The sequence below is a fragment of the Streptomyces hawaiiensis genome, assembly GCF_004803895.1.
GTDB classification, from domain to species: Bacteria; Actinomycetota; Actinomycetes; order Streptomycetales; family Streptomycetaceae; genus Streptomyces; species Streptomyces hawaiiensis.
The window spans coordinates 4,162,201-4,188,256 of sequence record NZ_CP021978.1; the positions used below are offsets into that span (position 1 = coordinate 4,162,201).

Genomic DNA, 26,056 nt, shown 5'->3' on the forward strand with positions numbered 1-26,056 from the left:
CGGGCACCGCAACCCTCACGATGGAGCCCGTGACGGAACACCGGGCGCCGGAGCCCCTCACCGAGTACGCCCAGCGCCTCATCCACAGGGTGCGGGCCTTCGACCGACGTCACCCACTGCTGTGGGACCTCCACTTCACCGGCTTCTGGGTCACAGCCGCCCTGATCGACTACGTCGGCGGCGGCTGGCGCCACAACGCCCTCAGCCTCGACGTCCCCGGCTGGCTCCTCCTCACCCTGAGCCTTGGCTTGTCCGTCCCGCTCTTGTGGCGCCGCACCCACCCGAGCGCGGTCCTGGCCGCCATGGCCCCCGTCGCCTTCGCCAACGCCTGGACCGGCGCCGCCCTCCAGGCAGCCCTGCTCCAGCTAGCCCTCATCTACCACCTCGCCCTGCGCCGCCCCCTGCGCGACCTGTGGTGGGCGACGGCCCTGGTGATCGCCCCGGTCCTCGTGTCGGCCACCCGCCACGGGGAGGGCACCTGGGACCAGCAGATCGGCTCACACCTGATGTCCATCACCGTGGCCGCCCTCATCGGCGTCACGGTCCGCACCCGCCGCAACTACACCGAGGCCCTGGAGGACCGGGCCCGCCGCCTGGAGACCGAGCGCGACCAGCAGGCACAGCTCGCGACCGCCGCCGAACGCGCCCGCATCGCCCGCGAGATGCACGACATCATCGGCCACAACCTGTCCGTCATCACCGGCCTCGCCGACGGCGGACGATACGCCGCCGCCAAGTCCCCTGAACGCGCCGCCCAGGCACTCGACGCCATCGCCACCACCAGCCGCCAAGCCCTCGCCGAACTCCGCCGCCTCCTCGACGTCCTGCGCGAGGAAGAGAAGCAACAGCCCGACCTGACCCCCCAGCCCGGCCTCACCGACCTCGACCGGCTCCTCGACGGCGTACGCTCCGCGGGCCTCCCCGTCAGCACCACCATCCACGGCAGCCCCACCCTCTCCGCGGGCCGCCAACTCACCGTCTACCGCGTCGTCCAGGAAGCCCTCACCAACACCCTCAAACACGGCGGCCCTCACACCACCGCCGAGATAGAGCTCTCCTACGAGGAAAGGGCCGCCGTCACCGTCACCATCACGGACACCGGAAACGGCAACGGCAGCCACACCGGCGGGAACTCCCGGGACGGTCGCGGACTACCCGGAATGCGCGAGCGAACCTCCCTGTATGGCGGCACACTTGAGGCCGGCCCCCGCCCCCACCGGGAGCGGGGCTGGCGCGTCCGCCTACATCTCCCGGAGGAATCCCCGCAGTGACCACGGTCCTCATCGCCGACGACCAGCCCCTCCAGCGCTTCGGCTCCCGCATGCTGCTGGAGAGCCAGGACGACATGACGGTCGTGGGTGAGGCGGCCAACGGCAGCGAAGCGGTCCGCATGGCGTCCGAGCTCCACCCCGACGTCGTCCTCATGGACATCCGCATGCCCGGCCTCGACGGGATCGAGGCGACCCGCCGCATCACCGCCGCCGGCGACCGCACCCGCATCCTGATCGTCACCACCTTCGACCTGGACGAGTACGCCTACGCCGGCCTCCGCGCAGGCGCCTCCGGCTTCCTCGTCAAGGACGCCCAGCCCGAGGAACTCCTCGCCGGGATCCGCGCGGTGGCCACGGGAGACGCGGTGGTCGCCCCCAGCCTGACCCGCCGCCTCCTGGACGCCTACGTCCACCACCTCCCGACCGATGCCTCGTCGGAAGCCCCGCCCCAAGGGGACCCGCGCCTCGCTTCCCTGACGGACCGGGAACGCGAGATCCTCACGGTCATCGGCCAGGGGTGGACGAACACGGAGATAGCCACGCGCCTCCACCTGGCCGAGTCGACGGTGAAGACCCACGTGGGCCGTATCCTCGCCAAGACCGGCTCCCGGGACCGCGTTCAGGCGGTCATCCTGGCGTACGACACAAAGCTGGTTCAGGCGTCGTGAACGTCATCAATGCCGTGGAAAGCCGTGAAAACACAAAAAGGCCCACACCATAAGGTGTGGGCCTTTTCAATATTTGTTCGGCGGCGTCCTACTCTCCCACAGGGTCCCCCCTGCAGTACCATCGGCGCTGTAAGGCTTAGCTTCCGGGTTCGGAATGTAACCGGGCGTTTCCCCTACGCTATAACCACCGAAACACTATGAAACTGTCGAACTATGCCGCACCATACCGTGACCATGGCATGGGGCCGTTCGTGGTTTCAGAACCAACACAGTGGACGCGAGCAACTGAGGACAAGCCCTCGGCCTATTAGTACCGGTCAACTCCACACGTTACCGTGCTTCCATATCCGGCCTATCAACCCAGTCGTCTACTGGGAGCCTTACCCTCTCAAAGAGGTGGGAATACTCATCTCGAAGCAGGCTTCCCGCTTAGATGCTTTCAGCGGTTATCCCTCCCGAACGTAGCCAACCAGCCATGCCCTTGGCAGGACAACTGGCACACCAGAGGTTCGTCCGTCCCGGTCCTCTCGTACTAGGGACAGCCCTTCTCAATATTCCTACGCGCACAGCGGATAGGGACCGAACTGTCTCACGACGTTCTAAACCCAGCTCGCGTACCGCTTTAATGGGCGAACAGCCCAACCCTTGGGACCGACTCCAGCCCCAGGATGCGACGAGCCGACATCGAGGTGCCAAACCATCCCGTCGATATGGACTCTTGGGGAAGATCAGCCTGTTATCCCCGGGGTACCTTTTATCCGTTGAGCGACGGCGCTTCCACAAGCCACCGCCGGATCACTAGTCCCGACTTTCGTCCCTGCTCGACCCGTCGGTCTCACAGTCAAGCTCCCTTGTGCACTTACACTCAACACCTGATTGCCAACCAGGCTGAGGGAACCTTTGGGCGCCTCCGTTACTCTTTAGGAGGCAACCGCCCCAGTTAAACTACCCATCAGACACTGTCCCTGATCCGGATCACGGACCCAGGTTAGACATCCAGCACGACCAGACTGGTATTTCAACGACGACTCCCCCTGAACTGGCGTCCAGAGTTCAAAGTCTCCCAGCTATCCTACACAAGCCGAACCGAACACCAATATCAAACTGTAGTAAAGGTCCCGGGGTCTTTCCGTCCTGCTGCGCGAAACGAGCATCTTTACTCGTAGTGCAATTTCACCGGGCCTATGGTTGAGACAGTCGAGAAGTCGTTACGCCATTCGTGCAGGTCGGAACTTACCCGACAAGGAATTTCGCTACCTTAGGATGGTTATAGTTACCACCGCCGTTTACTGGCGCTTAAGTTCTCAGCTTCGCCATGACGAATCATGACTAACCGGTCCCCTTAACGTTCCAGCACCGGGCAGGCGTCAGTCCGTATACATCGCCTTACGGCTTCGCACGGACCTGTGTTTTTAGTAAACAGTCGCTTCTCGCTGGTCTCTGCGGCCACCCCCAGCTCGAGGAGCAAGTCCTCTCACCAGTGATGGCCCCCCTTCTCCCGAAGTTACGGGGGCATTTTGCCGAGTTCCTTAACCATAGTTCACCCGAACGCCTCGGTATTCTCTACCTGACCACCTGAGTCGGTTTAGGGTACGGGCCGCCATGAAACTCGCTAGAGGCTTTTCTCGACAGCATAGGATCATCCACTTCACCACAATCGGCTCGGCATCAGGTCTCAGACTATTGCCAGGCGGATTTACCTACCTGACGTCCTACACCCTTACCCCGGGACAACCACCGCCCGGGATGGACTACCTTCCTGCGTCACCCCATCACTCACCTACTAACCGCTTGGTCCGGCGGCTCCACCACTTTCCTTTCCCCGAAGGGTCCGGAACGGCTTCACGGCCTTAGCATCACGATGCTCGATGTTTGACGCTTCACAGCGGGTACCGGAATATCAACCGGTTATCCATCGACTACGCCTGTCGGCCTCGCCTTAGGTCCCGACTTACCCTGGGCAGATCAGCTTGACCCAGGAACCCTTAGTCAATCGGCGCAAACGTTTCTCACGTTTGTATCGCTACTCATGCCTGCATTCTCACTCGTGAACCGTCCACAACTCGCTTCCGCGGCTGCTTCACCCGGCACACGACGCTCCCCTACCCATCACGATCCCCGTTGGGGGTATATATCGCAATGACACGACTTCGGCGGTACGCTTGAGCCCCGCTACATTGTCGGCGCGGAATCACTAGACCAGTGAGCTATTACGCACTCTTTCAAGGGTGGCTGCTTCTAAGCCAACCTCCTGGTTGTCTCTGCGACTCCACATCCTTTCCCACTTAGCGTACGCTTAGGGGCCTTAGTCGATGCTCTGGGCTGTTTCCCTCTCGACCATGGAGCTTATCCCCCACAGTCTCACTGCCGCGCTCTCACTTACCGGCATTCGGAGTTTGGCTAAGGTCAGTAACCCGGTAGGGCCCATCGCCTATCCAGTGCTCTACCTCCGGCAAGAAACACACGACGCTGCACCTAAATGCATTTCGGGGAGAACCAGCTATCACGGAGTTTGATTGGCCTTTCACCCCTAACCACAGGTCATCCCCCAGGTTTTCAACCCTGGTGGGTTCGGTCCTCCACGAAGTCTTACCTCCGCTTCAACCTGCCCATGGCTAGATCACTCCGCTTCGGGTCTTGAGCGTGCTACTGAAACGCCCTATTCGGACTCGCTTTCGCTACGGCTTCCCCACACGGGTTAACCTCGCAACACACCGCAAACTCGCAGGCTCATTCTTCAAAAGGCACGCAGTCACGAGAACAAGGCAAGCCTTGTTCCGACGCTCCCACGGCTTGTAGGCACACGGTTTCAGGTACTATTTCACTCCGCTCCCGCGGTACTTTTCACCATTCCCTCACGGTACTATCCGCTATCGGTCACCAGGGAATATTTAGGCTTAGCGGGTGGTCCCGCCAGATTCACACGGGATTTCTCGGGCCCCGTGCTACTTGGGTGTCTCTCAAACGAGCCGTTGATGTTTCGACTACGGGGGTCTTACCCTCTACGCCGGACCTTTCGCATGTCCTTCGCCTACATCAACGGTTTCTGACTCGTCTCACGGCCGGCAGACCGTAAAAGAGAGATCCCACAACCCCGCATACGCAACCCCTGCCGGGTCTCACACGTATACGGTTTAGCCTCATCCGGTTTCGCTCGCCACTACTCCCGGAATCACGGTTGTTTTCTCTTCCTGCGGGTACTGAGATGTTTCACTTCCCCGCGTTCCCTCCACTTGCCCTATGTGTTCAGGCAAGGGTGACAGCCCATGACGACTGCCGGGTTTCCCCATTCGGAAACCCCCGGATCAAAGCCTGGTTGACGACTCCCCGGGGACTATCGTGGCCTCCCACGTCCTTCATCGGTTCCTGGTGCCAAGGCATCCACCGTGCGCCCTTAAAAACTTGGCCACAGATGCTCGCGTCCACTGTGCAGTTCTCAAACAACGACCAGCCACCCATCACCCCACCCTTACAGGCGAGTTCACTGGGGCCGGCGACTGAGGAAATCCATTCCCTCAGACACCCAACAGCGTGCCCGACACACTCCCCGCTCCCCTCAACGTTCCACACTCCGAAGAGCAGTACTAGAAGGAGAAGACGATCAAGTATGCCGAATAGTCAACGTTCCACCCATGAGCAACCAGCATCAGACATTCGCCGATGTACTGGCCTCTGAACCAGCCCCGAAGGACCGGCTTAGAAGTGCTCCTTAGAAAGGAGGTGATCCAGCCGCACCTTCCGGTACGGCTACCTTGTTACGACTTCGTCCCAATCGCCAGTCCCACCTTCGACAGCTCCCTCCCACAAGGGGTTGGGCCACCGGCTTCGGGTGTTACCGACTTTCGTGACGTGACGGGCGGTGTGTACAAGGCCCGGGAACGTATTCACCGCAGCAATGCTGATCTGCGATTACTAGCAACTCCGACTTCATGGGGTCGAGTTGCAGACCCCAATCCGAACTGAGACCGGCTTTTTGAGATTCGCTCCACCTCACGGTATCGCAGCTCATTGTACCGGCCATTGTAGCACGTGTGCAGCCCAAGACATAAGGGGCATGATGACTTGACGTCGTCCCCACCTTCCTCCGAGTTGACCCCGGCGGTCTCCTGTGAGTCCCCATCACCCCGAAGGGCATGCTGGCAACACAGAACAAGGGTTGCGCTCGTTGCGGGACTTAACCCAACATCTCACGACACGAGCTGACGACAGCCATGCACCACCTGTACACCGACCACAAGGGGGCGCCTGTCTCCAGACGTTTCCGGTGTATGTCAAGCCTTGGTAAGGTTCTTCGCGTTGCGTCGAATTAAGCCACATGCTCCGCTGCTTGTGCGGGCCCCCGTCAATTCCTTTGAGTTTTAGCCTTGCGGCCGTACTCCCCAGGCGGGGAACTTAATGCGTTAGCTGCGGCACCGACGACGTGGAATGTCGCCAACACCTAGTTCCCACCGTTTACGGCGTGGACTACCAGGGTATCTAATCCTGTTCGCTCCCCACGCTTTCGCTCCTCAGCGTCAGTAATGGCCCAGAGATCCGCCTTCGCCACCGGTGTTCCTCCTGATATCTGCGCATTTCACCGCTACACCAGGAATTCCGATCTCCCCTACCACACTCTAGCTAGCCCGTATCGAATGCAGACCCGGGGTTAAGCCCCGGGCTTTCACACCCGACGTGACAAGCCGCCTACGAGCTCTTTACGCCCAATAATTCCGGACAACGCTCGCGCCCTACGTATTACCGCGGCTGCTGGCACGTAGTTAGCCGGCGCTTCTTCTGCAGGTACCGTCACTTTCGCTTCTTCCCTGCTGAAAGAGGTTTACAACCCGAAGGCCGTCATCCCTCACGCGGCGTCGCTGCATCAGGCTTTCGCCCATTGTGCAATATTCCCCACTGCTGCCTCCCGTAGGAGTCTGGGCCGTGTCTCAGTCCCAGTGTGGCCGGTCGCCCTCTCAGGCCGGCTACCCGTCGTCGCCTTGGTGAGCCATTACCTCACCAACAAGCTGATAGGCCGCGGGCTCATCCTTCACCGCCGGAGCTTTTAACCTCCACCCAGGAGGATGGAAGTGTTATCCGGTATTAGACCCCGTTTCCAGGGCTTGTCCCAGAGTGAAGGGCAGATTGCCCACGTGTTACTCACCCGTTCGCCACTAATCCCCACCGAAGTGGTTCATCGTTCGACTTGCATGTGTTAAGCACGCCGCCAGCGTTCGTCCTGAGCCAGGATCAAACTCTCCGTGAATGTTTTCCCGTAATCGGGATGAACACCACGAGAGCGGAACAGTCAGGCGGAATAGGCCCGACCGTTCACAGCGTCCTCGCTGTGTTTTCTTCAAAGGAACCTCGTCCCAGCCGTGATGGCCGGAGACGGGGTATCAACATATCTGGCGTTGACTTTTGGCACGCTGTTGAGTTCTCAAGGAACGGTCGCTTCCTTTGTACTCACCCTCTCGGGCTTTCCTCCGGGCGCTTCCCTTCGGTCTTGCGTTTCCGACTCTATCAGATCTTTCCGATCCGATTTCCTCGGTGCTTTCCAGGTTCCCGCTTCCGCGTTTCCCTTTCCGGCGGTTCCGACTCTATCAGATCCTTTCGGGCCTGATCCCCGGTCAGCGGGGGTTGTCCTCGCGGCTGTTGGGCCGTTCCGACGTTCCCAACCTTAGCGCGCCCTCTCGGCGATTCCCAAATCGAAGCCGTTCGGAGTCGATCAGGTCGTCGAGCCCCAATTCGAATTGAATTCCGGCACGCCGAAATCAATCCCATCGGGATGTCGAGCTGGTGGTTTGGGTGCCGCTGGTGCGGCGGAAGTGCTGTCGCAGAACCGTTACGGCCCCGCGGCAACCCGAAGAACTCTACGGATCCACCAAGGGGCTGTCAAGCAGCCTCTGTCAAGATCTTTTCGGCCCGGGTGTCAGTCCAGGTCGGTGAGGCGCCCGCCGGCGTCCGGCTGGGCATCCTCGACCCGGCGCAGCAGGCGCGTGAGCACTTCGCCCAGCACTGCGCGCTCGTCGGGGGCCAGGTCCTGGAGCAGGTCCTCCTCGAAGACCGACGCCAGGCGCATCGCCTCCAGCCACTTCTCCCGCCCCTCGGATGTCAGCTCCACGATGACTCGTACACGGTTCGACTCGTCTCGCTCACGGGTCACCAGAGATTCGGCGACCATGCGGTCGATCCGGTGGGTCATCGCGGCCGGGGTGAGACCGAGGCGCTTGGCGAGATCGCTGGGGCCCAGGCGGTAGGGAGCTCCGGAGAGGACGAGGGCCTTGAGGACCTCCCACTCCGCGTTGCTGATGCCGAGGGCCGAGGTCTGACGGCCGTAGGCGACGTTCATGCGGCGGTTCAGCCGGGACAGGGCCGAGACGATCTGCTCTACCTGGGGGTCGAGGTCCTGGAACTCGCGCTGGTACGCGGCGATCTGCTCTTCGAGGGTCGGCTCGCTGGGGCCGGGGGTGTCGCCCATGGGCGCAGTATCGCACGGCCGTTCTTTGCCTTGAAGTCCTTGGGTATGTACTCTTTACCTTCGAACTTTAGTTTCGAAGTCTTCACTCCTAACTTGTGAGAGAGGTGAACGTGACCAGGGCGATGGGCGCAGCGATGCGCCGGATTCACGTGGGTAACGCACTCAGCGCGTTCGGGCTCGGATTCACGGTCCCGTACCTGTACGTCTACGTGGCGCAGGTGCGAGGGCTGGGGGCCATGACGGCGGGTCTCGTACTCGCCGTCTTCGCTGTGGCCGCGCTGGTCGTGCTGCCGTTCGCCGGGCGGGCGATCGTCCGGCGCGGCCCGCTGCCGGTGCTGCTCTCCGCCCTGGTCACCGCCGCTCTTGGTGCGCTCAGTCTGGGGATCGCGAGCAGCGCGGCGGCCGTGCTGGTCTCGGCCTCCCTGCTGGGAGCCGGGCAGGCCGTGATGCAGCCGGCGCTCGCGACGATGATCGTCGACTGCTCGTCGGCGGAGACGCGGTCGCGTGCCTTCGCCATGCAGTTCTTCCTGCAGAACCTCGGGCTCGGGGTCGGTGGCCTCATCGGCGGGCATCTCGTCGACACGACGAGTGCTGCCTCCTTCACCCTGCTCTTCTCGATCGAGGCGGCGATGTTCCTGCTGCTGGTCGTGGTGATGGTGACCGTGCGGATGCCGCGCGCGCCGCGGATCGAGGACGCGCCCACGGCTTCCGGCCGGGGCGGCTGGAAGCAGCTGATGGGCAACCGGGCCATGGTGCAGCTGTGCGTGCTGGGCTTCGTGCTGTTCTTCGCCTGCTACGGGCAGTTCGAGTCGGGGCTCAGTGCGTATGGGGTCGAGGCCGCCGGGATCTCGACGTCCGCGCTGGGGACCGCGCTCGCCGCCAACACGCTGGTGATCGTCGTCGCGCAGTTCGCCGTGCTCCGGTTCGTGGAGCGGCGCCGGCGGTCGCGGGTGATCGCCGCAGTCGGGCTGATCTGGGCCGTGGCATGGGCCGTCGCCGGGTACGCGGGGCTCGGGCACGGGAGCCAGGAGATGGCGACGGCCGCGTTCGTCTCGACGTACGCGCTGTTCGGGCTGGGTGAGGCGATGCTGTCGCCGACCGTGGCCCCGCTGGTCGCGGATCTCGCGCCGGAGGGGTTGGCCGGGCAGTACAACTCCGCGTTCGCCCTGGTCAAGCAGCTCGCGCTGGCCGTCGGGCCGGCCGTGGGCGGACCGCTGGGGGCTTCGCTGCACGCGCCGTACATCGTGGCGTTCCTGGTGTTCTCGCTGGGGATCACCGTCCTGGCCGTGCGGTTGGGGCGGCAGCTGACCGATGTGCAGGATCAGCCGTGGCTCGGGAAGAGCCGGGTCGTGGCGCGGGGTGGGGCGCCCGTTTCCGCGGACGTCTGATCCCCGGCCCGGTCACGTCGGCTGGGTGCGCGGCAGGGCGAACTCGCACCAGACTGCCTTGCCGCCGCCGGGTGTCCGGCGGCAGCCCCAGTTCGACGCGATCGTGGCGACGATGGCGATGCCCCGGCCCGATTCGTCGCCCGGTTCCGCGCGGCGGCGTCTGGGGAGGTGGTCGTCGCCGTCGGTGACCTCGATGATCAGGCGGCGGTCGGTGCGGCGCAGGCGCAGGCGCATCGGCGGGGTGCCGTGCTGGAGGGAGTTGGCGACCAGTTCGCTGGTCGCCAGGACCCCGAGGTCGTGCAGGTCGGCGGGAAAGCGCCAGCTGGTCAGGACGCCGGAGGCGAAGGCACGCGCGCGGGGGGCCGCTTCTACGCCGCCCAGGAGTTCCAGGGCGGCGTTGCGGAAGAGCTCGCTCTCCGAACCCGTGCGAGCGGGGTGCTGGAGGACCAGGACGGCCACGTCGTCGTCGTGGTCGGGGGTGACGCCCGCGGAACGGACCAGGCGGTCGCAGACGACCTGGGGTGTGCCGGTGGCGCCGGCCAGGGCGCGTTCCAGGGCGGCGATGCCCTCGTCCAGGTCGGCGTCGCGGCGCTCGACCAGGCCGTCCGTGTAGAGGACGGCCGTGGAACCGGGGGCGAGGGGGATCGAGCCCGAGGTGTGCATCCAGCCGCCGGTGCCGAGCGGGGGGCCGGTGGGTTCTTCGGCGCGCAGGACCGTGCCGTCCTCGTCGCGGACGAGGATCGGGAGGTGGCCCGCCGAGGAGTAGATCAGCTTGCCCTCGTTCGGATCGTGGATGGCGTACGCGCACGTGGCGATCTGGTTGGCGTCGATCTCGGCCGCCAGGCCGTCCAGGAGCTGGAGGACCTCGTGCGGGGGGAGGTCGAGGCGGGCGTAGGCGCGGACCGCCGTGCGGAGCTGGCCCATGACCGCCGCCGCGCGGACGCCGCGGCCCATGACGTCGCCGATGACCAGGGCCGTGCGGCCGCCGCCCAGGGTGATGACGTCGTACCAGTCGCCGCCGACCGCGGCTTCCGTACCGCCGGGGTGGTAGGTGGCGGCGACGCGCAGGTCGTCGGGTTCTTCGAGCTCCTGGGGGAGCAGGGACCGCTGGAGGGTGACCGCTGTTTCGCGCTGGCGGCGTTCGCTGGCGCGCAGGCGCTTTGCGGCTTCGGCGTGGTCGGTGACGTCGGTGGCGAAGACGAGGACGCCGCGGCCGTCGCTGCCGCCCTTGCCGTCGCCCTGGGCGACGGGGGTGCAGGTGAAGGTGTAGGAGCGGCCGTCGGGGGCCTTGCGGGACTTGACCGTGCGCGGTTTGCCGCTGCGCTGGACCTGGTCCAGGAGGGGGAACAGGCCGAGGGCGTCCAGCTCGGGGAGAGCCTCGCGGGCGCGTTCGCCCAGCGGGCGTACGCCGAAGGCGGCCGTGTAGGCGTCGTTGACGTAGGCGATGCGGTGCTCGGGGCCGTGGACCAGGGCGACGAGGGACGGGACGCGGTCGAGGACCTCGCGCACCCGCAGTTCGTCGACGGCGGGTGCGGACGGCGACTCGTCGGTCAGTTGTTCGGCACGGGCGGCGGGTACGGAACCTTCCCCCCGCCGGTCCGGGGAGGCCGTCTGCTCGGTCCGCGCTGCGGCGCGGCGCTGCGTTCCGGGGAGCCGGGCGCTCCAGCGCGTGAAGTTCACGAATCCTTGCCTCGTGTAGTGGTCGGCGGCCGGCACCGGAACCGGCCGGGGCCCCGGGGGGCCCGCACCGGGGCGAGTGGTGGCATGCCCGCGGTGGTGGACCAGTCTGGCAGTGCGCGGACCGGACCAACATCCGTCAGACGCCGGGCCGGCCGGTGGAGTTCCTGGGTCCGGTCAGGACGACCCCTTCGGGTTGTGCGGGGGATCGTGAGAAGGCTTTCCACCGGCTGCGAGTTCGAACTCCGCCCGGGGGTGTTCGAGTGAACCCAGGGAGACGATCTCCCGTTTGAACAGGCCGGCCAGGGTCCATTCGGCGAGCACGCGCGCCTTGCGGTTGAAGGTGGGCACGCGGCTGAGGTGGTAGGCGCGGTGCATGAACCAGGCGGGGTAGCCCTTGAGCTTGCGTCCGTAGACGTGGGCGACGCCCTTGTGCAGGCCCAGGGAGGCGACCGATCCGGCGTAGGCGTGTTCGTACCGCTCCAGAGGTTCGCCGCGCAGGGTGTGCACGATGTTGTCGGCGAGGACCTTGGCCTGGCGGACGGCGTGCTGGGCGTTGGGGGCGCACTCGCGGCCCGGCTCTTCGGCGGTGACGTCGGGGACGGCGGCGGCGTCTCCCGCGGCCCACGCGTGCGTGGCGCCGTCGACGGACAGTTCCGGCGTGCACCTCAGGCGTCCGCGGTCGTTGCGCGGCAGGTCGGAGGCGGCGAGCACCGGGTGGGGTTTCACGCCGGCTGTCCAGACGACCGTACGGGTGGGGAAGCGGGCGCCGTCGCTGAGGACGGCGACCCGGTCGGCGCAGGACTCCAGGCGGGTGCGGAGGCGGACGTCGATGTTGCGGCGGCGCAGCTCGGTGACGGTGTAGCGGCCCATCTCCTCGCCGACCTCGGGCAGGATGCGGTCCGAGGCCTCGACGAGGATCCACTTCATGTCCTCGGGCTGGACGTTGTGGTAGTAGCGCGCGGCGTAGCGGGCCATGTCCTCCAGTTCGCCGAGTGCCTCCACCCCTGCGAAGCCGCCGCCGACGAAGACGAAGGTGAGGGCCGCGTCGCGGATCGCGGGGTCGCGGGTGGAGGAGGCGATGTCCATCTGCTCGATGACGTGGTTGCGCAGCCCGATGGCCTCCTCGACGGTCTTGAAGCCGATGCCGTGGTCGGCGAGGCCGGGGACCGGCAGGGTGCGCGAGACGGAGCCGGGGGCGAGGACCAGCTGGTCGTAGGACAGCCGCTGTCCGCCGGTGCCCTCCTCCTCGGTGGCGAGGGTGGTGACGGTGGCGGTGCGTTCGGCGTGGTCGACGGCGGTGGCCTCGCCGATCAGGACCCGGCACCGGTCGAGGACGCGGCGCAGCGGCACGACGACGTGGCGGGGGGAGATCGCGCCCGCGGCGGCCTCGGGCAGGAACGGCTGGTAGGTCATGTACGGGTCGGGGGTGACGACCGTGATCTCCACCTCGCCCCGGTCCAGCTCCCGTTTCAGTCTGCGCTGCAGGCGCAGGGCGGTGTACATCCCGACGTAGCCGCCACCGACAACGAGAATGCGCGCACGTTCCTTCACCACCCCATGACGCACCCGTCGCTTGCGTTTGTCCACAGCCTCGACGAATTGTGTGACCGGAGCGGGCGAGCGCGCGGAGTTGGCCGGAATCACGACCTGCGGTGCATACGTGCAGGTCAGAAGGGGTGGTGCGGGGGGCGCGTGGGGGCACATTCGGGACGTATGCGGCCCGTACTCCGATCGGTGGGCGCTCCGTGCGGAACCTGCCCCTTCTGAATTGACTCCCTCTCAACTATGTTCGTATGTCGACGGGGTGTAGGGGGATGTGCTCACCGGGTCCGCGACGGGCGGGCCCACGGACCCGAGCCGTTCCCTCGTCCCGGATCGAATGGCGGGGAGTGTCTCCGGGGGGAGACGTCATTACCGGGGGAATGCTTATGCATGTTCAGGACTCTCATTGGTCGCCCGCGTCCGCAGTCGCGGCGGGTGGCATGACGATGAGCGCGGCGGCGGGCAACGGACGCGGCACATCGCGGACGACGCCGCTGCGCGTGGACGCACAGCGCAATCTGGAGCACGTACTGCGCGCCGCGCGGGAGGTCTTCGGCGAGCTGGGGTACGGCGCGCCGATGGAGGACGTGGCGCGGCGCGCGCGGGTCGGTGTGGGCACGGTGTACCGGCGGTTCCCGAGCAAGGACGTCCTGGTGCGGCGGATAGCCGAGGAGGAGACCTCCCGGCTGACCGACCAGGCGCGTGCGGCGCTGGGGCAGGAGGACGAGCCGTGGTCGGCGCTGTCGCGCTTCCTGCGGACGTCGGTGGCTTCCGGCGCCGGGCGGCTGCTGCCGCCGCAGGTGCTGCGGGTCTCGGTGGAGGACGGCGCCGGTGGCCCGCGGGTGCCGCAGCAGCGGACCCAGCCGGGCGGGACGGAGCTGCGGCTGGTGCCGGACCAGCCGGTCGCGGTCGCTTCGGTACCGGCGGTCGCGGGCGAGGACGCCGGGACGGCGGCGCTGCTCGAGGTCGTGGGCCAGCTCGTGGACCGGGCGCGTGCGGCCGGTGAGCTGCGCGCGGACGTGTCGGTGTCGGACGTGCTGCTGGTGATCGCCACGGCCGCGCCCTCACTGCCGGACGCGGCACAGCAGGCGGCCGCCTCGGCCCGGCTGCTGGACATCCTGCTGGAGGGGCTGCGCTCGCGACCGGCGTGAGCCACCTGGCCCGGGCGAGCAGGCCCGGGCCAGGTGGGTCTTCCGGGCTCGGACGGGACGTCCGGGCCCGGAGCGAGAAAAGGGCGATCCTTGCCCTGAGCGCGAAAAGGGGGATCCTTCCCTGACGAGTGACGGCCAGTACTGCCGTGCGGCAAGTCCCCACGGATGAGTGATGGTCCGAACTCAGGGGGTTCTGACCAAAAGCCAATGTGGCACGCTGACCCGGTGGTCTGGACGGGTTGGGCGGCTGGCGGGGGCTTTCCGCGATGAGCGGTGACGGTCGGGACGAGTCGAGCGCCGGCGGGAACGGCGACGCCACGGCCGGCGGCCCGGTCCCGCCGCAGGTGCCGAGTCAGGGCGGACGCGCGAGCGTGCCGCCCGGCGGGCACCCCGCCGACGGCTCGGTCCCGGCCCAGCGCGACTGGCGCGAGGACAGCGTCCTGCCGCCCCTGCGTGAAGTGCCGCCGTCCGACGCCGACCTCATCGACCGGATGCGCTCCGGCGAAGACACGGCGTACGAGGAGCTGTACCGGCGCCACGCACAAGCCGTGCGCCGCTACGCCCGCACCTGCTGCCGGGACGCCCACACCGCGGACGACCTGACCGCGGAGGTCTTGGCCCGCATGCTCCAGGCGGTACGCGGCGGCGCGGGTCCCACGCACGCCGTCCGCGCGTACCTGCTCACCTCCGTCCGCCGGGTCGCCGCCTCCTGGACGAGGTCGGCGCGGCGCGAGCAGCTCGTCGACGACTTCGCGGTGTTCGCCGTCCAGTCCGCGCGCGACTCCGGCGGGTCCGACGACGACACGCTCGAACTGGGCGCGGACGTACGGGCGATGCACCAGGCCGAGCAGTCCATGGCCATGCGGGCCTTCCGGTCACTGCCGGAGCGCTGGCAGGCCGTGCTGTGGCACACCGAGATCGAGGACGAGTCGCCCAGCGAGGTCGCGACGCTGTTCGGGCTGGACGCCAACGGCACCCGCGTGCTCGCCAGCCGGGCCCGCGAGGGTCTCAAGCAGGCCTATCTCCAGGCTCACGTCAGCGCCACCCTCACCGGCGACGAGGAGTGCGCGCGCTACGCCGACCAGCTCGGCACCTACGCCCGCGGGCGGCTGCGCACCCGGGCCGAGCGGGGGCTGCGCAAGCACCTGGACGAGTGCGCGAAGTGCCGGCTGGCCGCGCTGCAGATCGAGGAAGTGGCCGGCGGCATCCCGGCCGTCGTGCCGGTCGCCGTCATCGGCTGGTTCGGTGCGGCCGGGTACGCAAAGGCGGCCGGGCTCATCGCCGGGGGCGCGGGAGCGGCCGGTGCGGCGGGGGCCGCAGCGGCGGCGGGAGGCTCGACCGGTGGGGGTGGTGCGGCGGCCTCCGAAGGGCTCGGCGCGCCGGTGAAGGCCGGTATCGCGGCCGGTGTGGTCGCCGTGGGGGTGGTGGCCGCGGTGGTGATGGCGCTGGCCGGCAACGAGAAGCCGAAGGCGGAGGCCAGGACCGCTCCCCCATCCCTACCGCCGTCCTCGGTGGTGCGCCCGGGTGAGCCCACCCCCGCCCCCTCACGGCCGCAACCGGGGCCGCGGCCGCCGGGGATCGCGCCCGCGCGTGCCGAGACACCCGCGCCGACACCGAGCTCCAGGACCAGCCCGACCCCGGACTCGACCCCCACCCCGCCCCGGAAGCCCGCTCCACCGCCCGCGCCCCCGAAGCCGACACCACCTCCGGCCCCGACACCAACGCCCACTCCCCCACCACTCCCGCCGCCCCCACCCGCCCCGGCCGTCTACCAGTGGAGCGAACTGTCGTACGACATCAGTGGCGACGGCACGAAGCCCGAGATGCGGATCGGTTCGAGCAGCTGGGTCTGGAAGCGGTCCGGCCTGTCGGTCGGCGACCAGCGGTACACCCACGGCGTCACCGTGCACGGCCGCTCGTCCGTCACCATCGACCTCAACCGCTCCTGCTCGTCGTACGACGCGCTCGTGGGTGTGGACGACATGACGCTGAGGCTCGGCAAGGTGTACTTCTCCGTCTACGCCGACGGGGCCCGGCTGTGGCGGTCCCCGCTGGTCGAGGGAGGTGACCCGGCCGTGCCCGCCCATGTGAACCTCACCGGCCGCAGCACGGTCCGGCTCGTGGTGGAACCGCGCAGCGCCCTCGACAACCTGATGCCGGTGGACTGGGCGGAGTCCAGGTTCACCTGCGGCTGACGGTACGGCGGCTCACACCACCCGGCCGGTTGTGTGCAGGGTGCTCGGCGTTGTCGCTGGTGCGGGATGGGTCCGCAACCCGGCGGAGCGGGGTGCCGCTGCGCCCACCCGTGCGGCCCCCAGCGGCACGAGTGCCCGCAGCTAGGGCGGAAGCCACGACGCACCCGCACCCGCCGTCGTACGCAAGGGGCCGTGTCGGGGGGTGTCCGCCCGCAGCGGTTGGCGCGTCAACGAACAGTCAGTCGGTATGACACCCCATCGCGCCGTTCCGAGGACGGACACCCCCCGACACGGCCCCGACCCACCACCCGGCGAAAGGCGCAGGCACGCGAGCAGCCGCTACACCCGCCGTCCCCCACCGGCCCCCGCCCCCAACGCCCCCCGCTGCGGCGCGATCCCCGCCGGTACCGCGCGCTGCCGAGCCGGTGTGCCCGTCCAGCACGTGCCCCGGCGGGACAGCAGGCGGCGGAGCCAGAGCTCCAGGGCGACCAGGTCCGCGAGGCCGTCCAGGGGAAGGGGTTCGCCCGCCGCCGCGCCGCGCAGCGCCTTGCGGACCACGCGGGCCTCGACCAGGCCCGCCTCCGCCAGCAGCGGGGTGTCGAACAGGGCGACCAAGGAGTCCGCCGCCACGCGCAGCCCCGTACGCTCCGCCGCCGCCGCGGTCGCCTGGGTAGGCGCGCCCCAGCCGGGCGGCAGCTCCCGGACCCCGGCCCCTTCCAGCACCGTACGCAGGATCGCCGCCCGCGCCCCCGGCCGCACCCGCAGCGCCTCGGGCAGCGCCCGCGCCGCGCGGACGACCTGGTTGTCGAGGAACGGCGCGTGCAGCCGCTGGAAGCGGACCTCCGCGGCCTGCTCCAGCACCCGCAGGTCCGCCGCATGCCGCGCCAGCGCCGCACGCGCGCGGAAGTCACCCGGCCGCTGCCCCGGCCCCACCAACTCCGACCGGTGCGTCGACGCCTGAAGGCGAACCGATACTTCAGCGAGCGCCTCACCGGTCAGCCAGCGCGCAGCCGGCCCGGGTCTGCCCCAGGTCAGCGCGGCGAGCGAGGCATCCAGCGCACCGCCGGGCGCGTCGAGACCGTCGTCGGAGCGGGGGTCCAGGAGACGCTCGGCGAGGGATTCGAGCCCCGACCGGTACGGCGTCCGCGACAACCGCCGCGCCGCCGCGTACACGCGCGCGGGCACCAGCACCGACCCGTCGGCCTTGGCCAGGGCGGCGACCGGCCGTACGAGATGACGCCGCCGGCGGTCCATCAGCAGGTCGGCGAGACGCGCGGGATGGGCGTCCAGGACCTGGCGCGCGCCGTAGCCCGTGAAGTGGTCCGCGCTGCCCGCCGCCAGCCGGGCCCTATGGCGCGCCGCCGACACCAGGCACGGCCCGGGTTCATCCGTCAGGGGCCCGTCCAGGTCGGCGTACGGAAGGGTCTCCTCGCCGCCCGCCACGACGACGTGGTGCAGCCGCGGGTTCGCCGCCAGCGCGCCCGCCCGCTCCAGTTCGGCCTCGCGCCCTCCGACCGCGAGGTCGTTGAACGTGACGGCCAGCAGCCGCTCCCCCGCGCCCGTGCCGTGCCCCAGCACCGTGCCCGGCATCCCGGGGAGCCCCGCGGCCAGCAGTGCCAGTGCCCCGGAGGCCGGACCGCCGGACAGGTCCGCGCCGATCCCCGGCACCGGCATCCCGCGCGCGGCTCGCCGCTCGGCGGGCCCCATGCCGGGCACGGGGCCCGGGTCGATGTCCGCCCCGGGGACGTGCCGCGGCGCGGACAGCCGCGTCCGTACGGCCTCCACGAGGGCGTCGCGCACCGCGTCGACCGCGCTGTCGGGATCGGCCGGAGGTGCCGCCACGGCCAGCGAGGCGACCGGCTCGTACCCGGCGATCTCGCGCGCCCCGGCGCGCAGGATGAGGGCATGCCCGGGCGGAATGCGCTTCACGCCGTCGTACGGCGTGGAGTCGTGCAGCGCGGCGGGCACGTCCGGGGCGGCGAGCAGCGCGGCGAGATGCCCGAAGTCGAGGTTGGCCTCGATGAGGTCGGCCAGCGGCAGCGCGGCGGTGGCGTACGCCGTACCACCGGCCCAGGGCGTGTGGAACACCGGCCGCGCGCCCGCGAGATCGCCGGAGACGGTGATCCGCCTGCCGACCTGGACGATGGCGGTGTAGCTGCCCGGCCAGGCGGTCAGATGCCGAAGTGCGCCACCGCGCGCGGCGAACAGCGCGACGCGCAACTGCTCGTCGGTGGCGCCGCAGATGCCGAGGACGGCGATCCTGGTCCGGTCGTCGGCCTTCACGACCCGCACCTCGTCGGGGCGCCAGTCGCCGACCGCCCACAGCGGATCGGGGTCGCCCCACAGGAGTTGGGACCCCACCGGGTGCAGCGTCTCACCCTCGCTGCCGGTCGCCCCCGCCGAACCGGCAGCGACGGCTCCCGCGGCGGTGCTGCTCCATCCCACCAACCACCGCATCGCCGCCTCCACAGGCTGTGGACAACCAGTGCACCGTACGAACCGGTGCCCATGCTGCCATGAAGGAAGCGTTCCAGAGGGTGCCGACGCCGCTTGCGCTCCGCTGAATGCGCCCCGGCGGAGCCACCCGTACCGTTCCAGGGGACCCGAACACCCGCACGTCTTATGAGGAGTCGGGCGGAAACGACGGACGAACAAGACGGCGGCGAAGACGCGGCGGAACGAAGAAGCGGCCAAGAATCAAGGCACGCCAGCGACATGTCTCCGATACGACTGCGACGCGAATGCGCCCCCGAAACGCGCCCCAATCACGCCCGACGCGCCCTCAAGTGCCATGGTCGGAGCCCTGATACCCCACGACCGGCGGGGTCGTTTTTCGGCCAAATCGGCGTCACACGGGCAGCCTCGAACACTCTCCGTACAGACTGCGCACCCTGCCACCCGATCGCGCAGTCCGGGAGACGGAGCACGCCTCCCGGACCGTTCCGCCGCCCGCGGGGATGAAGGCGGCGGTGTCCCCCAGCCCACTGGATCCAGTACAGCGGGCCGACCCACGCGATGACCATGGAACCGCTCCCGCAGTGGCCGGAGAAGAGCGCACGGACAGGCGCACGGCCACACAGTGGGAGCACGTCGCAACAGCCCGTATCTGAACCGCACTTCAGTACGGACCACAATCCCGCCAACCGGAACAATGCCCCTTAACGCTTGGGATGCGGCGAACTACGCTGGGTTTACGAATGCCGCATGGTTATGCCAGCGCGGCAGCCGTCTGTGTCGAGGGGTGGCGCATGTCCAGGGAGCAACGCGGGCCGAACGAAAAACTCGGCGCCGTTCTCGCCCTCGCGGGAATCAGCAACGCAGGCCTCGCGCGGCGCGTCAACGATCTTGGCGCTCAGCGAGGACTGACACTTCGTTATGACAAGACGTCGGTGGCGCGCTGGGTGTCGAAGGGCATGGTGCCGCAGGGTGCGGCTCCGCACCTCATCGCCGCCGCCATCGGCCAGAAGCTCGGCCGCCCGGTGCCGCTCCACGAGATCGGCCTGGCGGACGCGGACCCCGCGCCCGAAGTCGGCCTCGCCTTCCCACGGGACGTCGGCCAGGCGGTGAGGTCCGCGACCGACCTGTACCGCCTCGACCTCGCCGGCCGCCGGGCCGGTTCCGGCGGCATCTGGCAGTCGCTGGCCGGATCGTTCGCGGTGAGCGCATACGCGACGCCCGCCTCGCGATGGCTGATAACCCCGGCCGACAGTTCGGTCGCGCGTGACGTGGGCCCTGGCGAGGGCTCCGGCGCACCGCTCAAAGTCGGCCACAGCGATGTGCAGAAGCTGCGGGAGGCCGCCGAGGACGCGCGGCGCTGGGACTCCAAGTACGGCGGCGGCGACTGGCGTTCGTCCATGGTCCCCGAGTGCTTAAGGGTGGAGGCCGCTCCTCTGCTGCTCGGCTCGTACTCCGACGAGGTCGGCCGGGCCCTCTTCGGCGCCTCCGCCGAACTCACCCGGCTCGCGGGCTGGATGGCCTTCGACACGGGCCAGCAGGAAGCGGCCCAGCGCTACTACATCCAGGCCCTGCGCCTGGCCCGGGCTGCGGCGGATGTCCCCCTCGGGGGCTATGTGCTGGCCACCATGTCCCTCCAGGCCACCTACCGCGGCTTCGGCGACGAGGGCGTGGACCTCGCGCAGGCCGCCCTCGAACGCAACCGCGGCCTGGCGACGGCCCGCACCATGAGCTTCTTCCGCCTGGTCGAGGCCCGGGCACACGCGCGTGCGAACGACGCCCCGGCGGCCGGCGGTGCCCTGAAGGCGGCCGAGAGCTGGCTTGAGCGCGCCCGCCCCGGCGACAACGACCCGAGCTGGCTCGGCTTCTACTCCTACGACCGCTTCGCCGCCGACGCGGCCGAGTGCTACCGCGACCTCAAGGCACCCCGCCAGGTCCGCCGCTTCACCGAGCAGGCCCTGTCGAAGCCGACGGAGGAGTTCGTCCGCTCCCACGGCCTGCGCCTGGTCGTCTCGGCCGTCGCCGAACTGGAGTCGGGCAACCTGGACGCGGCGTGCGAGCAGGGAGTGCGCGCGGTGGAGGTCGCCGGGCGGATCTCCTCGGCCCGGACCACCGAGTACGTGAAGGATCTCCTGCACCGGCTGGAGCCGTACGGCGACGAGCCGCAGGTGGTGGAGCTCCGTGAGCGTGCACGACCCCTGCTGATGGCTCCGGCGTAGTCGGAGCAGGCATGCCGCCCGTCCCGCGTTTGAAGGCATTGTCAGTGGCGCAGTGCACTATCGAAGCGGGAGGTGGTGCGCGTGCGGATCACATACGACTGTGACGTGCTGGTGATCGGCGGCGGCATCGTCGGCCTGTCGACGGCGTACGCGATCACACGCGCCGCACCGGGCACACGTGTCATCGTCCTGGAGAAGGAACCGGGCCCGGCCCGCCACCAGACCGGCCGCAACAGCGGCGTCATCCACAGCGGCATCTACTACCGCCCCGGCTCCCTCAAGGCGCGCTACGCGGTGCGGGGCGCGGCGGAGATGGTCAAGTTCTGCGCCGAGTACGGCATCCCGCACGCGGTCACCGGCAAGCTGATCGTCGCCACCGACCGCGCGGAGCTGCCCCGTCTGCACGCACTCGTGCAGCGCGGCCGGGAGAACGGGATCCCGGTGCGGGAGCTGGGCGCGTCCCAGATCGCGGAGTACGAACCGGAGGTGCGGGGCCTCGCCGCGATACACGTCGGCACGACGGGCATCTGCGACTTCGTCGCGGTCGCCCGCCAGCTGGCCCACGGCTCGGGCGCGGAGATCCGCTACGGCACGCGGGTCGTGCGCGTCGACCGGCGCCCCGAGCGGGGAGTCGCCGTGCTCACGGCCGCGGGGGACGTCGTACGCGGGCGGGTCCTGGTGAACTGCGCGGGTCTGCAGTGCGACGAGATCGCCCGGCTCACCGGGGACGACCCTGACATGCGGATCGTGCCGTTCCGGGGCGAGTACTACGAGCTGGCCCGACCGGAGCTGGTGCGCGGCCTGGTCTACCCCGTGCCCGATCCGGCGTTCCCGTTCCTCGGGGTGCATCTCACGCGGGGCATCGACGGGGGCGTCCATGTCGGGCCCAACGCGGTGCCGGCGCTGGCCCGCGAGGGGTACGGGTGGGGCACGGTCCGCCCACGCGAGCTGGGCTCGACCCTGGCCTGGCCCGGCTCCTGGCACATCGCCCGCCGGCACTGGCGGTACGGGGCGGGTGAGCTGCGGCGATCCCTGTCCAAGAGGGCGTTCACGGAGGCGGTGGGCCGGCTGCTGCCCGGGGTGTCCGAGGACGACCTGGTGCCGACGGCGGCGGGTGTGCGGGCGCAGGCGGTTCTCCGCGACGGAACCCTGGTCGACGACTTCCTGATCCGCGAGGCCCCTCGCACGGTGCACGTCCTGAACGCACCGTCGCCCGCAGCCACGGCGTCCCTGCCGATCGGCCGAGAGGTGGCACGGAGGGCGTTGAGCGCGCTGTGAGGTCTACAGGTGCTCGGGATGTCGCTGAGGCCGGGTAGGTCCGCAACCCGGCGGAGCGGGGTACCGCTGCGAGCACGGAGGGCGTTGAGCGCACTGTGAGATCCGCAGGACTCGGCATCGCTGCTGGTGCCGGGTGGGTCCGCAACCCGGCGGAGCGGGGTGCCGCTGCGCCCACCCGTGCCGCCCTCAGCGGCACGCATGCCCGCAGCTAAGGCCGCCGGACGACGCAAGGGGCCGTGTCGGGGGGTGTCCGCCCGCAGCGGTTGGCGCGTCAACGGACGGTTGGTCGGTACGCAACCCCATCGCGCCGTTCCGAGGACGGACACCCCCCGGCGCGGCCCCGACCCACCCACGGCGATCCGGCGCACGCACGCGCAGCCGTAAAATCAGGGGCACTGTGTCTGACTCCGTGAACCCCCCCGAAGACCCGCACCCGCACCCGCACACCCCCGGTGTCCCCGTCCGGGGTACCCGGGCCAAGGGAGAGCCACGCTTTCCCGACGGGCCGATGGCCGACCCCGCCGGGTCGCACTTCGAGCGGCGGATCCGGAGTTTCCAGCCGCGGCGCAGCCGGGTCACCGCCGGTCAGGCGGACGCGCTGCAGCGGCTGTGGCCCAAGTGGGGCCTGGACATCGACGGCAGCCGGACCCTCGACCTGCCCGAGCTGTTCGGCAACGACAACCCCGTCGTCCTGGAGATCGGCTTCGGCATGGGCGAGGCCACCGCCCAGATGGCCGCGGCCGACCCCGCCACGAACATCCTCGCCGTAGACGTCCACACCCCGGGCCAGGGCAACCTGCTCAATCTCGCCGACCGCAACGGCCTGTCCCACATCCGCGTCGGCAACGGCGACGCGATCATCCTCCTGCGCGAGATGCTCACCCCGGACTCCCTCGGCGGCCTGCGCGTCTACTTCCCCGACCCCTGGCCGAAGAAGCGGCACCACAAGCGCAGGATCATCCAGCCCGACTTCCTCACCCTCGCCGCCACCCGCCTCAGGCCCGGCGCGATCCTCCACTGCGCCACCGACTGGGAGCCGTACGCCGAACAGATGCTCGATGTCCTCACGGCACACCCGGACTTCGAGAACACGCAGGCGGACGGCGGTTTCGCGCCCCGTCCCGACTTCCGTCCGCTGACCCGTTTCGAGGGCCAGGGACTGGACAAGGGACATGTCGTGAACGACCTCCTCTTCCGTCGCGTACAGCACGTGGACCAGCCCCCCGCCGGCGCCTGACCATCCCTGGCACCTCTTCCGCCTGCGGACAGCGCCCAACCGTCGTTAGGGTCGAAGCCGTGGCCACCAGCCCCCCACACCCGTCGTACCCCAGCGGTCCCACCGAGGGCGCGCCCCTCGCCGGCCCGGGCACCGCCGGCTCCTTGCGGCACGCCCACTGGTGGCAGCGCGCCTGGGTGCGCTACGGCGCGCTGAGCACGCTCCTCGCGATATCCGGCCTCGTCATCCTCGCCCTGGTCCGCGAGGAGACCGGCACGGAAGGGTTCCTGGTCGGGCTGGGGCTGGCCGTCCTCCCGGTGCCCCTGCTGATAGCCGCGTTCCGCTGGCTCGACCGGGTCGAACCCGGCCCCTGGCGCAACCTGCTGTTCTGCTTCGCCTGGGGCGCCTGCGCGGCGGCGCTGATAGCGATCGTCGCCAACAGCTTCGCGACGAGATGGATAGCGACGGCGACGGCGGACCCGTCCAGCGCGGACACCCTCGGCGCGACCGTGATAGCGCCGGTGGTCGAGGAGTCGGCCAAAGCCGCGGCGGTCCTCCTGGTCTTCCTCTTCCGGCGCCGCGACTTCACCGGCATCGTCGACGGCGTCGTCATAGCCGGCGTGACGGCCACCGGCTTCGCGTTCACCGAGAACATCCTCTACCTGGGCACCGCCTTCGGCACCGACCAGCTCACCGGCGGCACCGGCATCGCCTCCGTCACGGCGGCGACCTTCTTCGTGCGCATCATCATGTCGCCGTTCGCGCACCCGCTGTTCACGGTCCTCACCGGCATCGGCTTCGGCATCTCCGCGCTCTCGGCGGACCGCCGGCACCTGCGCCGCGTCGCCTTCCCGCTGGCCGGGCTGCTGCTCGCGATGGGCATGCACGCGATGTGGAACGGCTCCTCGGCCTTCGGCGAGTACGGGTTCTTCGCCGTCTACGCGGCGTTCATGGTGCCCATCTTCGGTCTGCTGACGTGGCTGGTGATCTGGACCCGGCAGCGGGAGCTGAAGACCGTACGTGCGGAGCTGCCCGCCTACGCCGGGGCCGGCTGGCTGACCCCGACGGAGCCGTACGCGCTCGGCTCGATGCGGGCCCGGCGGATCGCCCGCCAGTACGCCCGCCGGCACGCGGGCAGGGCGGCGGCCCGGGAGGTGGCGCGGTACGAGGCGTACGCGACGTCCCTGGCGTTCCTGCGGCACCGGGCCCGGCGGGGCGGCGCCTCGGCGGATTTCGCCGTACGGGAGCGGGAACTGCTCGGCGAACTGTGGCGGCGCCGGGAAACGGCCCGCCCCGCGCTGGACCACGCGGCGCGGATCACCGCCCCTCCGGTCCCGGTGACGGCCCCGCCCTGGCCGGTGTACGGGGTGTACGGGTACGGCCCCCAGCCGGCGCCGTACCCCGCGTACAACCCGTACCGCTCCTGAGGCCGGTCGTGCGGATCAGGCGGAAGCCTGCGTGAGCCGCCCGATCTCGGCCTCCGAGAGTGTCAGCTCGCCGACGCCGGTCAGCGCGGGCAGCTGCTCCACCGTCCGCGCGGAAGCGATCGGCGCCGCCACGGTCGGCTGGGCGGCGAGCCAGGCCAGAGCCACCGTGGCCACGGGTACGTCGTGCGCCCCGGCGACCTCGTCGAGGGCGGCCAGCACCCGCTGCCCCCGCTCGGTCTCCAGGTGCGTGGCCGCACTCCCCGCCCGCGCGCTCTCCACGGCCGTGCCGGGCCGGTACTTGCCCGTGAGGAAGCCGGACGCGAGCGCGAAGTACGGCACGGCGGCCAGGCCGGTCCGCTCGGCGAGGTCTTGGAGCTCGCCCTCGTAGGTGTCGCGGGAGACCAGGTTGTAGTGCGGCTGGAGGGCGACGTACCGGGCCAGTCCCTCGCGGTCGGAGAACTCCAGGGACGCCCGCAGCCGCTCGGCGGAAATGTTGGAGGCGGCGATGTGCCGCACCTTCCCGGCCTTCACGAGACTGTCGAGCGCGCCGATGATCTCCTCGACGGGCACGTCGGGCTGGTCGAAGTGCGTGTAGTACAGGTCGATGTAGTCGGTGCCGAGGCGCCGCAGGGAGGCGTCGGCGGCGGCCTTGATGGTGTCGGCGGACAGGCCGCGGAACTCGGGGTGCTGGCTGACCTTCGTGGCGACGACGACGTCCGAGCGGTTGCCGCGGGCCTTCAGCCACGTGCCGAGGACGGTCTCGGACTCCCCGCCCTGATTGCCCTCGACCCAGGCCGAGTAGGAGTCGGCGGTGTCGATGAAGTTGCCGCCGGCGGCGGTGTAGGCGTCGAGGACGGCGAACGACTGGTCCTCGTCGGCGGTCCAGCCGAAGACGTTGCCGCCGAGGGCGAGCGGGAAGACCTCGAGGTCGGAGGAGCCGAGTTTGCGAAGAGAAGTCATGCTCTGCGTCAACGTCCGTACAGGGGCGTCTCATTCCGCAACGGGACGCAAAGCTCCCGTAAACCCAAGGCTCGCGTAACCCAAAGCTCTCGTGAACCCGCCCATGGCACACCGGAAGACCGGCGGCCCTGACGTCGGGGGGTCGTCGTCAGG

At 69.2% G+C, this 26,056-nt stretch carries 14 protein-coding genes and 3 rRNA genes; 9 read left to right on the plus strand and 8 right to left on the minus strand.

What is annotated here, in order from left to right; genetic code table 11:
• Nucleotides 1-20 precede the first annotated feature (20 nt).
• Nucleotides 21-1,271: a sensor histidine kinase gene (locus tag CEB94_RS19140; protein ID WP_175437062.1), complete on the plus strand. Its 1,251-nt coding sequence runs from the start codon at nucleotides 21-23 to the stop codon at nucleotides 1,269-1,271.
• Complete coding sequence (locus tag CEB94_RS19145; protein ID WP_175433404.1) at nucleotides 1,268-1,939, plus strand: response regulator; 672 nt, start codon at nucleotides 1,268-1,270, stop codon at nucleotides 1,937-1,939. The genes CEB94_RS19140 and CEB94_RS19145 overlap by 4 nt, the downstream gene beginning before the upstream one ends.
• Before the next feature lie 75 nt (nucleotides 1,940-2,014).
• Here the strand turns inward: CEB94_RS19145 and rrf are convergent.
• From rrf to CEB94_RS19165, 4 genes are all read right to left on the minus strand, one after another.
• Nucleotides 2,015-2,131, minus strand: a 5S ribosomal RNA gene (gene rrf / locus CEB94_RS19150).
• 95 nt (nucleotides 2,132-2,226) lie between these two features.
• Nucleotides 2,227-5,347, minus strand: a 23S ribosomal RNA gene (locus CEB94_RS19155).
• Between the two features lie 305 nt (nucleotides 5,348-5,652).
• A 16S ribosomal RNA gene (locus CEB94_RS19160) occupies nucleotides 5,653-7,178 on the minus strand.
• Together the 16S, 23S and 5S rRNA genes form the textbook arrangement of a ribosomal RNA operon.
• A gap of 666 nt (nucleotides 7,179-7,844) precedes the next feature.
• A complete protein-coding gene (locus tag CEB94_RS19165) occupies nucleotides 7,845-8,393 on the minus strand; it encodes a MarR family winged helix-turn-helix transcriptional regulator (protein ID WP_175433405.1) in 549 nt (182 codons plus the stop codon).
• Nucleotides 8,394-8,515: 122 nt separating this feature from the next.
• Here CEB94_RS19165 and CEB94_RS19170 point away from each other — a divergent pair, with 122 nt between their 5' ends.
• The gene (locus tag CEB94_RS19170) at nucleotides 8,516-9,781 is read left to right on the plus strand and encodes an MFS transporter (protein WP_175437063.1); all 1,266 of its coding nucleotides are present in this window, start codon (nucleotides 8,516-8,518) and stop codon (nucleotides 9,779-9,781) included.
• Nucleotides 9,782-9,793: 12 nt separating this feature from the next.
• Here CEB94_RS19170 and CEB94_RS19175 read toward each other — a convergent pair whose 3' ends face one another.
• Complete coding sequence (locus tag CEB94_RS19175; RefSeq protein ID WP_175433406.1) at nucleotides 9,794-11,461, minus strand: ATP-binding SpoIIE family protein phosphatase; 1,668 nt, start codon at nucleotides 11,459-11,461, stop codon at nucleotides 9,794-9,796.
• A 174-nt stretch (nucleotides 11,462-11,635) separates the two neighbouring features.
• Nucleotides 11,636-13,015: an NAD(P)/FAD-dependent oxidoreductase gene (locus CEB94_RS19180; RefSeq protein ID WP_175433407.1), complete on the minus strand. Its 1,380-nt coding sequence runs from the start codon at nucleotides 13,013-13,015 to the stop codon at nucleotides 11,636-11,638.
• A gap of 374 nt (nucleotides 13,016-13,389) precedes the next feature.
• On the opposite strand from CEB94_RS19180, the gene CEB94_RS19185 reads away from it, so the two are divergent.
• Nucleotides 13,390-14,154, plus strand: coding sequence for a TetR/AcrR family transcriptional regulator (locus tag CEB94_RS19185; protein ID WP_175433408.1), 765 nt, complete (start codon nucleotides 13,390-13,392; stop codon nucleotides 14,152-14,154).
• A 266-nt stretch (nucleotides 14,155-14,420) separates the two neighbouring features.
• Nucleotides 14,421-16,349, plus strand: coding sequence for a sigma-70 family RNA polymerase sigma factor (locus CEB94_RS19190; protein ID WP_175433409.1), 1,929 nt, complete (start codon nucleotides 14,421-14,423; stop codon nucleotides 16,347-16,349).
• A 339-nt stretch (nucleotides 16,350-16,688) separates the two neighbouring features.
• Here the strand turns inward: CEB94_RS19190 and CEB94_RS19195 are convergent, their stop codons facing one another.
• On the minus strand, nucleotides 16,689-18,806 hold the full coding sequence (locus tag CEB94_RS19195) for an asparagine synthase-related protein (protein WP_175433410.1): 2,118 nt from the start codon (nucleotides 18,804-18,806) through the stop codon (nucleotides 16,689-16,691).
• A gap of 791 nt (nucleotides 18,807-19,597) precedes the next feature.
• Between CEB94_RS19195 and CEB94_RS19200 the strand changes: the two genes are divergently transcribed.
• The 4 genes from CEB94_RS19200 (at nucleotide 19,598) to CEB94_RS19215 (ending at nucleotide 24,943) form a co-directional block, all read left to right on the plus strand.
• A complete protein-coding gene (locus tag CEB94_RS19200) occupies nucleotides 19,598-21,022 on the plus strand; it encodes an NsdA family TPR-like regulatory protein (protein WP_175433411.1) in 1,425 nt (474 codons plus the stop codon).
• Nucleotides 21,023-21,097: 75 nt separating this feature from the next.
• Nucleotides 21,098-22,300, plus strand: coding sequence for an L-2-hydroxyglutarate oxidase (gene lhgO / locus CEB94_RS19205; protein ID WP_381109537.1), 1,203 nt, complete (start codon nucleotides 21,098-21,100; stop codon nucleotides 22,298-22,300).
• A 397-nt stretch (nucleotides 22,301-22,697) separates the two neighbouring features.
• Nucleotides 22,698-23,537: a tRNA (guanosine(46)-N7)-methyltransferase TrmB gene (gene trmB / locus CEB94_RS19210; protein WP_425472462.1), complete on the plus strand. Its 840-nt coding sequence runs from the start codon at nucleotides 22,698-22,700 to the stop codon at nucleotides 23,535-23,537.
• A 59-nt stretch (nucleotides 23,538-23,596) separates the two neighbouring features.
• Nucleotides 23,597-24,943 (plus strand): PrsW family intramembrane metalloprotease, encoded by a 1,347-nt coding sequence (locus tag CEB94_RS19215; protein ID WP_175433414.1) that lies wholly within the window; start codon nucleotides 23,597-23,599, stop codon nucleotides 24,941-24,943.
• Nucleotides 24,944-24,958: 15 nt separating this feature from the next.
• On the opposite strand, the gene CEB94_RS19220 is transcribed toward CEB94_RS19215, so the two are convergent.
• Entirely contained in the window at nucleotides 24,959-25,903 is a 945-nt protein-coding gene (locus tag CEB94_RS19220) for an aldo/keto reductase (RefSeq protein ID WP_175433415.1), read from the minus strand.
• Nucleotides 25,904-26,056 lie beyond the last annotated feature (153 nt).

Excerpts from the sequence above, each read along its gene's own strand:
- CEB94_RS19185 (WP_175433408.1), top strand. The coding sequence starts at position 13,390 with ATGCATGTTCAGGACTCTCATTGGTCGCCCGCGTCCGCAGTCGCGGCG.
- CEB94_RS19165 (WP_175433405.1), bottom strand. The coding sequence starts at position 8,393 with ATGGGCGACACCCCCGGCCCCAGCGAGCCGACCCTCGAAGAGCAGATC.
- CEB94_RS19140 (WP_175437062.1), top strand. The coding sequence starts at position 21 with ATGGAGCCCGTGACGGAACACCGGGCGCCGGAGCCCCTCACCGAGTAC.
- CEB94_RS19195 (WP_175433410.1), bottom strand. The coding sequence starts at position 18,806 with ATGCGGTGGTTGGTGGGATGGAGCAGCACCGCCGCGGGAGCCGTCGCT.
- CEB94_RS19190 (WP_175433409.1), top strand. The coding sequence starts at position 14,421 with ATGAGCGGTGACGGTCGGGACGAGTCGAGCGCCGGCGGGAACGGCGAC.
- CEB94_RS19170 (WP_175437063.1), top strand. The coding sequence starts at position 8,516 with ATGGGCGCAGCGATGCGCCGGATTCACGTGGGTAACGCACTCAGCGCG.
- CEB94_RS19220 (WP_175433415.1), bottom strand. The coding sequence starts at position 25,903 with ATGACTTCTCTTCGCAAACTCGGCTCCTCCGACCTCGAGGTCTTCCCG.
- CEB94_RS19200 (WP_175433411.1), top strand. The coding sequence starts at position 19,598 with ATGTCCAGGGAGCAACGCGGGCCGAACGAAAAACTCGGCGCCGTTCTC.